At 69.9% G+C, this 7,401-nt stretch carries 4 protein-coding genes; 3 read left to right on the forward strand and 1 reads right to left on the reverse strand.

What is annotated here, in order from left to right; translation table 11 throughout:
- Positions 1–29 precede the first annotated feature (29 nt).
- The gene (locus DMC18_RS16060; RefSeq protein WP_110133090.1) at positions 30–1,505 is read right to left on the reverse strand and encodes a cobyric acid synthase; all 1,476 of its coding nucleotides are present in this window, start codon (positions 1,503–1,505) and stop codon (positions 30–32) included.
- Positions 1,506–1,594: 89 nt separating this feature from the next.
- Here DMC18_RS16060 and DMC18_RS16065 point away from each other — a divergent pair, with 89 nt between their 5' ends.
- The 3 genes from DMC18_RS16065 to DMC18_RS16075 all read left to right on the forward strand — a co-directional run.
- Positions 1,595–1,888, forward strand: a complete 294-nt coding sequence (locus DMC18_RS16065; protein WP_110122052.1) for a succinate dehydrogenase assembly factor 2 — start codon at positions 1,595–1,597, stop codon at positions 1,886–1,888.
- Between the two features lie 49 nt (positions 1,889–1,937).
- Positions 1,938–5,402, forward strand: a complete 3,465-nt coding sequence (gene mfd, locus DMC18_RS16070) for a transcription-repair coupling factor (protein ID WP_110133091.1) — start codon at positions 1,938–1,940, stop codon at positions 5,400–5,402.
- A gap of 218 nt (positions 5,403–5,620) precedes the next feature.
- Positions 5,621–7,401 (forward strand): methyl-accepting chemotaxis protein (locus DMC18_RS16075; RefSeq protein WP_110133092.1); only part of this gene is annotated, 1,781 nt, incomplete at its 3' end.

Consider the following 7,401-nt stretch of genomic DNA (forward strand, 5'->3'; position numbering starts at 1 on the left):
CCGCCAGGAGCCAGGGCCAGGGAAACCGGTCAGGCCCCAGGAATATGAGGAAGCCCGGCGATGCGGGCGATGGCGGCGATGTCGAGCGACCGCTCCAGGATTTGCGCGATCTCGTCGAGCGCCGCATCGACCCGCGCCGACTGGTCCTGGCCGTCGATCGCGACGCCGAGCGGGGCGAGCAGGGCGGTTCGCGCCGAGGCCTTGTCGAACAGGCCATGCACGTAGCCCCCGGCGATCCTGCCGTCGGCCGAGACGGCGCCGTCCGGGCCGTGGCCGTTGATGGTCAGCAGCGGTCGCGCGGTCCCAGGACCGGTCGTGCGGCCGACGTGGATCTCGTAGCCCTCGAAGGCAGCGCCGTCGGCCAGACGCCCGGTGACCGGCCGCACCGTCTTGTCGCCGGCCAGCACGGTCTCGACGTCCAGCAGGCCAAGCCCCGCCGCCGATCCCGGCGCGCCCTCAACGCCGTCCGGATCGCTGACCGTCCGTCCCAGCATCTGGTAGCCGCCGCAGACGCCCAGCACCCGGCCGCCGCGCCGGGCATGCGCGAGGATGTCGACGTCCCAGCCGTTGGCGCGCAGGAAGGCCAGATCCGCCAGCGTGGCCTTGGTCCCCGGCAGGATCACCAGGTCCGCGTCGGCCGGCAGCACGCCGCCGGGCGGCAGGAAGACCAGATCGATCGCCGGAGCGTTCCGCAGCGGGTCGAAGTCGTCGAAATTGGCGATCCGCGACAGCATCGGCACGACCACCTTGGCGCGGCGGCCTTCGACAGAGCCGGCGGCGCGTTCCAGCACCACGGCGTCCTCGGCCGGCAGGAACCGCACCGGCGGCAGCCACGGGACCATGCCCAGGTCCGGCCATCCCGTCCGCTTGACGACCTCGGTCCGCCCGTCGTCGAACAGCGCCGGATCGCCCCGGAACTTGTTGATGATGAAGCCCTTGATCCGCGCGCGGTCGGCCTCGTCGAGCACCAGGTGCGCCCCGGCCAGGGCCGCGATCACGTGCCCCCGGTCGATGTCGCCGACCAACGCCACCGGCACGTCGGCGGCGTGGGCGAAGCCCATGTTGGCGATGTCGCCGGCTCTGAGGTTGGTCTCGGCCGGACTGCCCGCGCCTTCGACCAGCACGAGATCGGCCTCGGCGGCCAGGCGGCGATAGCTGTCCAGCGTCGTGGCCAGCAGGTCCGGTTTCAGCCCCTGGAACGCCCGGGCCTTGTAGTTGCCGACCACGCGGCCCTGCACCACCACCTGCGCCCCGACGTCGCTCTGCGGTTTGAGCAGCACCGGGTTCATGTGCACGCTGGCCGGCGTGCGGCAGGCGATCGCCTGAAGGGCCTGGGCCCGCCCGATCTCGCCGCCGTCGGCGGTGACGGCCGCGTTGTTGGACATGTTCTGCGGCTTGAACGGCCGGACGACCAGGCCGCGATTGGCGAAAAGTCGGCACAGCCCCGCGACCAGGGTCGATTTGCCGACGTCGGAGCCGCAGCCCTGGATCATCAAGGAAGCCATGCCCTCGCGCCTAAAGCCGTCAGCAGTCGCGGTCAATCGACGCCGCAAAGCTGGCGCCCGGCGGCGGCGCGCTCTATATCGGCGGCCGCATGACCATCGATCACGACGCCCGCCTTCGGCGGCTGAAGTTCCGGGCCTGGCATCGCGGCTTCCGTGAAGCGGACCTCATTCTGGGGCCGTTCGCGGATACGCTTGGCCCGACCCTGACCCCCGACCAGCTCGACGTGCTGGAAACCCTGCTCGAACAGTCCGATCGCGAGATCTACGCCTGGATCGTCGGCCAGGAGGCCACGCCCGAGGCCTTCGAGACCGAGATCATGGCCATGATCCGCAAGTTCCGCTTCGAGGCCCACACCTCGCGGCCTGTCGGCGACGGCGCCTGAACCCTTTGCATCTCGGCGGGTTGTTCCTCGCCCATACTTGAAGAGCAGCATGGCCTACGACGCCAAACAGATCGCCAAGGCCGCCGGCGGCCTGACCCTGGCCGGCGCGCCCGAGGGCTTCGACGCCCTGGCGATGGCCGACATCGCCCGCGCCCGCGGCGGCCTGACCGTGTTCGTGGCCCGCGACACCGCCCGGGCCAGCGCCTTCATCGACGCCCTGAAGTTCTTCGCCCCCGAGATCGAGGCGGTTCTGCTGCCCTCGTGGGACTGCCTGCCCTATGACCGCATCGGCCCCTCGGCCGGCGTCGCCGCCACCCGCATGTGCACCCTGCACCGCCTGGCCAACGGCCTTGGCGAGGGCAAGGCGGCCATGCTGGTCGTCGCCGCGCCCGCGCTCCTGCAGCGCGTGCCGACCAAGGAAGTGCTGCTGCGCGCCAGCTACGGCGCCAAGGTCGGCCAGTCGGTCGATATCAAGGACCTGGAGCGCTACTTCGCCGTCAACGGCTATGTCCGCGCCTCCACCGTCTCCGAGCGTGGCGAATTCGCCATCCGCGGCGGCGTCATCGACGTCTATCCGCCGGCCGCCGAAGAGCCCGTGCGCCTCGACCTGTTCGGCGACACCCTGGAGAGCATCCGCGCCTTCGATCCGGAGACCCAGCGCTCGACCAAGCAGCTGAAGTCGATCGAGCTCTTGCCGGTCAGCGAGGCCCTGCTCGACGCCGACGCCATCTCGCGCTTCCGCGGCTCCTACGTGCGCCTGTTCGGCGCGCCGGGCGACGATGCGCTCTACGCCGCGGTCAGCGACGGCGGCCGTCGCGCGGGCATGGAGCACTGGCTGCCGCTGTTCTACGAGCGGATGGCGACCATCTTCGACTACCTCCCGGCCGGGACCCTGGTCGGCGTCGACCACCAGACGGCCGAGGCCCGCGACGAGCGCCTGGCGATGATCGCCGACGCCTACGACGCCCGCGCCGCCGCCGACCGCAAGTCGGCCTACCGCCCGCTGGAGCCGCACGCCCTCTACCTGACCGCCAAGGAGTGGGACGAGGCGGTCGCCGACCGTCCGCACCGCCAGTTCACGCCGTTCCAGCCCCAGGGCCTCGACGTCGTCGACATGGGCGCCAAGCATGGCCGGACCTTCGCCGCCGAGCGCGCCCAGGACAGCGTCAACCTGTTCGAGGCCACCGCCGACCACGCCAAGAAACTGGCCGGGGAGGGGAAACGCGTTCTCTTCGCCTCGTGGTCGGAAGGCTCGTCCGAGCGCCTCGGGACCATGCTGGCCGACCACGGCCTCAAGAAGATCCCCTATGCCGGCTACTGGCAGGCGGCCAAGGCCAACGATCCGAAGGTTCCCCAGCGCGTCGTCCTGCCGCTCGACGCCGGCTTCGAGACCGACAGCCTGGCCGTCATCTCCGAGACCGACATCCTCGGCGACCGCCTGGCCCGTCCGCGCAAGAAGCGCCGCGCCGCCAACTTCCTCGCCGAAGCCAGCGCCCTGACGCCCGGCGACCTCGTCGTCCACATCGATCACGGCATCGGCCGCTACGAGGGGCTCAAGACCCTCGACGTCCAGGGCGCGCCTCACGACTGCCTCGACCTGATGTACGGCGGCGAGGCCAAGCTCTACCTGCCGGTGGAGAACATCGACCTGCTCACCCGCTACGGCGCCGACGGCGAGAACGTGCAGCTCGACAAGCTGGGCGGCGCGGCCTGGCAGGGCCGCAAGGCCAAGGCCAAGGAGCGTCTGCGGATCATGGCCGAGGGCCTGATCCAGATCGCCGCCGCCCGCTCGCTGAAGTCGGTGGAAGAGACCGATCCGCCGTCGGGCGTGTTCGACGAGTTCTGCGCCCGCTTCCCCTACGAGGAGACGGACGACCAGCTCAACGCCATCCACGACGTGCTGGAGGACCTGGCCTCGGGCAAGCCGATGGACCGCCTGATCTGCGGCGACGTCGGCTTCGGCAAGACCGAGGTCGCCCTGCGCGCGGCCTTCGTGGTGGCCATGAGCGGTAAGCAGGTGGCCATCGTCTGTCCGACGACCCTGCTGGCCCGCCAGCACTACAAGACCTTCAAGGAGCGCTTCCAAGGCTGGCCGATCAAGGTCACCCGCCTGTCGCGCCTGGTCACCGGCAAGGAAGCCGCCGACACCCGCGAGGGCCTGGCCAACGGCCAGCTGGAGATCGTGGTCGGCACCCACGCGGTGCTCAGCAAACAGGTCGCCTTCAAGGACCTGGGCCTCGTCATCGTCGACGAGGAGCAGCACTTCGGGGTCAAGCACAAGGAGAAGCTCAAGGAGCTTCGCGCCGCCGTGCACATGCTGACCCTGACCGCCACGCCCATTCCGCGCACGCTCCAGATGGCGCTGTCGGGCATCCGGGAGATGTCGATCATCGCCACCCCGCCGGTCGATCGCCTGGCGGTGCGCACCTACATCACGCCCTTCGACGCCGTCACCGTGCGCGAGGCCCTGCTGCGCGAGAAGTATCGCGGCGGCCAGGCCTATTACGTCGTGCCGCGCCTGAAGGACCTGGAGGACATCGAGAAGTTCCTCCGCACCCAGGTGCCGGAGATCAAGTACGTCGTCGGCCACGGCCAGATGAGCGCCACCCAACTCGAGGAGGTGATGACCGCCTTCTACGAGGGCCAGTACGACGTGCTGCTCGCCACGACGATCGTCGAAAGTGGGCTCGACATTCCGTCGGCCAACACCCTGGTGGTGCACCGCGCCGACATGTTCGGCCTGGCCCAGCTCTACCAGATCCGCGGCCGGGTCGGCCGCTCCAAGGCTCGCGCCTACGCCTACCTGACCACGCCCGCCGAGAAGCAGATCACCCTGTCGGCCGAGAAGCGCCTGAAGGTGCTGCAATCGCTCGACAGCCTGGGCGCCGGCTTCCAGCTGGCCAGCCACGACCTCGACATCCGCGGCGGTGGCAACCTGCTCGGCGACGAGCAGAGCGGCCACATCAAGGAGATCGGCGTCGAGCTCTACCAGCAGATGCTGGAGGACGCCGTGGCCGCCCTGCGCGAGCGCCAGGGGGCGGAAGCCCTGCTGGAGGACCGCGCCTGGTCGCCGCAGATCAACACCGGCGCGGCCGTGATGATCCCCGACGACTACGTGCCCGACCTCAACGTGCGCCTGTCGCTCTATCGCCGCCTGTCGGAAGCCGAAAAGGCCGCCGACCGCGAGGCCCTGGCCGCCGAGATGATCGACCGCTTCGGCCCGCTGCCGCCAGAGACCGACTCCTTGCTGAAGGTCGTCGGCATCAAGGGCATGTGCCGCGAAGCCAACGTGGCCAAGATCGACGTAGGCCCCAAGGGCGCGGTGCTCAGCTTCCGCAACGACGAGTTCGCCAACCCGCTGCCGCTGATGCAGTTCATCGGTAAGAACAACCTGATCTGGAAGGCGCGTCCCGACCAGAAGGTCGTCGTGAAGGGCGAATGGGACACGCCGGCTCAGCGGCTGGATGCGGCCGAGAAGATCCTGGTCCAGCTGGTCAAGCTGGCGAAGGGGTAAAGATGCCCCCCCTGAAGGGGGAGCTGTCGCGAAGCGACTGAGGGGGAAGTGATCGCGGCGGTTCAGCAGCCGCTTCCCCCTCCGGCCCTTCGGGCCACCTCCCCCTTCAGGGGGAGGGTCGTGAGGCGCCAGATTGTCGCAGGTTAATCTCGGTTAAAGCGCCGTTAGGAATCGACCGCCACAACCAAGCCAAGGGCTCGGGCTGTGGAGATTCTTTTATGAAGGCGTTCGGTCGGCTGACCATCGCGTGGAAGCTGGTGACGGTGGCGGGTCTGGCCATCGGGCTTCTGCTGATCGCCGCCGCCGTGGCGGTGTCGATGCACACCTCCGGCATCGTCGCGGGCCTGACGCACCGCTACGCCGACGCCGTGGCCGACGACGCCATCGAGCAGATCCGCACCGAAATCGGCCGGGTCGAAGCCACCTCGCGCTCGACCGCCGGCTCGATCGCCGCCGCCCACCAGGCCGGCCTGCGCGACCGCAAGACCTATATCGAGATGCTGCGGCCCCAGGCCGACGCCACGCCCATCGTCATGGGCAGCTGGTTCATGGCCGCCCCCAACGCCCTGGACGGCCGCGACGCCGAGTTCGCCGGCCAGAGCGACATGGGCGCCAATCCCGACGGCAGCTTCACCCCGTACTGGGTGCACGCCGACGGCAAGGTGGTCTTCCAGCCGCTCAACGAAGGCAACGAATACACCCAGCCCTATTACACGATCCCGCGCGACACCCATAAGGCCGCGCTGCTGGAGCCCTATCCCTACGTGGTGGCCGGCAAGACCGAGCTGATGACCTCGGTGGTCTATCCGTCGATGGTCGGCGGTCAGTTCCTCGGCGCGACTGGCGTCGACCTGTCGCTGGACGGCGTCTCCAAGCGCCTGGAGCAGCTGAAGCCCCTGGGCGGCGGCCGCGTCATGCTGCTGTCGGCGGCCGGCAAGTGGGTGGCTCACCCCGACGCCGACAAGCGCACCACGGCCTATGCCGACGCCGGCGCCGACAAGGTCAAGGCCGCCCTGAGCGGCGGCGAGGCGGCGCTGTTCAGCGGCGTCAAGGTCGGCGACGAGGACATGGAGCGGATGGTCCGTCCCATCGCCATCCCCGAACTGAACACCACCTGGGCGCTGGTCATGGACGTGCCGCGCTCGGCCATCACCGGTCCGGCCGACCGCCTGGCCATGATCCTGCTGGTCGGCGGCGTGGTGATCACCGGCGCCGTGCTGCTGGCCCTGTTCCTGGCCAGCGCCAGCTTGGTGCGCAAGCCGCTGTCGGGCCTGACCCAGTCGGTCGACGCCCTGAGCGCCGGCCGCTACGATCAGCCGGTGCCCGGCGTCACCGGCGGCGACGAGATCGGCGCCATCGCCCGCGCCCTCGACGGCTTCCGCCACGATCTGGCCGACGGCCAGCGCCGCCGCGCCGAGCAGGAGGCCGAACGCGCCGCCGCCGAGATCGAGCGCCAGCGCCACGCCGAAGAGGCCGAGGCCTTCGCCAAGGCCCAGGCCGCCGCTGTCGCCACCCTCGGCGAAGGCATGGAGAAGCTGGCCGACGGCGACCTGATCTGGCGCATGCGCGAGGACGGCTTCGCCGGCGACGCCCGCAAGATGCCGCGCGACTTCAACGCGGCCGTCGAGAGCCTGCAGCAGACCATGGCCGGCATCCTGTCGGCCGCCCAGAGCATCCGCACCGGCTGCGCCGAGATCAGCCACGCCTCCGACGATCTGGCCCAGCGCACCGAACGCCAGGCCGCGGGCCTGGAGCAGACCGCCGCCGCCCTCGACCAGATCACCGCCACGGTGAAGAAGAGCTCTGACGGCGCCGAGCGCGCCCGCCAGCTGACCGAGAGCGCCAAGGCCAACGCCGAGAAGAGCGGCAAGGTCGTCACCGAGGCCGTCCAGGCCATGGGCGGCATCGAGAAGTCGTCGCAGTCGATCACCCAGATCATCGGCGTCATCGACGAGATCGCCTTCCAGACCAACCTTCTGGCCCTCAACGCCGGCGTCGA

It is taken from the genome of Caulobacter sp. D5 (assembly GCF_003185805.1).
Lineage (GTDB): Bacteria > Pseudomonadota > Alphaproteobacteria > Caulobacterales > Caulobacteraceae > Caulobacter.